This is a genomic window from Endozoicomonas sp. SESOKO4 (assembly GCF_024606275.1).
The window spans coordinates 1-1,176 of the sequence record NZ_JAHHPS010000326.1; the positions used below are offsets into that span (position 1 = coordinate 1).

The 1,176-nt window shown below is 48.3% G+C and carries 1 protein-coding gene; it reads left to right on the top strand.

Annotation, left to right across the window (positions count from 1 at the left end; translation table 11 throughout):
• Positions 1-1,125: HAMP domain-containing sensor histidine kinase (locus KDK16_RS06140; RefSeq protein ID WP_257275183.1), on the top strand; the 1,125-nt coding region annotated here is incomplete at its 5' end.
• Between the last annotated feature and the right edge of the window lie 51 nt (positions 1,126-1,176).

The window sequence follows — 1,176 nt, forward strand, 5'->3', positions numbered from 1 at the left end:
GTTCGTCAGCTGGCAGAGAAAAGCCGGCAAGCACTGGTGGTGTATAAAAGCGCCGAAGGCTACCAGGGTAATCTGAATTATCTGCCTGAAACCGTCCCGCTGTCCCCGGCCATGGGCAGTTTCTGGATACTGGGAGATTCGGTGTTGGGAGACGGTCGCTTTCAGAGGGTGAGGGGGAGTCGTATCAACAGTCGCTGGGGGCCTCTGGTACTGGCCTACAACTCTTCAGACTTTAACCTGTTTGCCTCTCGTTTCACGCTGGCCTTTTATATTGCAATGGTACTGGTTTTGCTGGTGGGGCTATTGACCGGATTTCTATTTTCAAAAAAAGTACTGGCACGGCTTCGTGGAATCAATCAGGTGACTGCAACAGTCAGTGAAGGTCAGTTAGCAGCCAGGGTTCCAGTCACTGAAAAAGGTGATGAGTTTGATGAGCTGGCGGGCCATATCAATCAAATGCTTGAGCAGATTGAAGACTCAGTAGAAGCTATAGCAACGGTAACCAGCAGTATTGCTCATGATCTCAGAACACCGCTATCCCGACTGAGGATCAAGTTGGATGGATACCATTTAAATGGCGGTGCTGGTGTTGAGGATATTCTTGAGGCCCAGGCTGAGCTTGATACCATTCTGCATACCTTCAATGCCATGCTTGAGCTCAGCAAACTGGAATATAGGCATGGACATCTTGAATTTGTCCCTTGTGACCTGACCGAAATAGGCGCGGAGGTTGTTGAGCTGGCTGAGCCTCTGGCAGAAGCCAGTGAGCAGTCTTTAATGCTTGAAGTGCAGCAGAATCTGGTTGTTCAGGGGAATCACCAGTTGCTATTCAGAATTCTTTTTAATCTGGTTGAGAATGCCATCAAGTACTCCCATGAAGGGAGTGAGATCAAAATTCGTGTTGATCAGAATTCGGTATCAGTGATTGACCAGGGGGCAGGTATTCCGGAATCAGAATATGAAAAGGTATTCCAGAGGCTTTATCGGCTTGATCAGAGTCGGACAACACCCGGTCACGGATTGGGTTTGTCGCTGGTTAAAGTGGTCGCTGAAAGGCATAACGCCAGCATCAGTTTTGGGAAAGATGAACAATCCTTTGCCGTTAGACTGACATTTCAGAAATAAGAGTAAAGCCTGCCATCTGACAGGCTACAGCTTGACAGAGCTTCTATAACC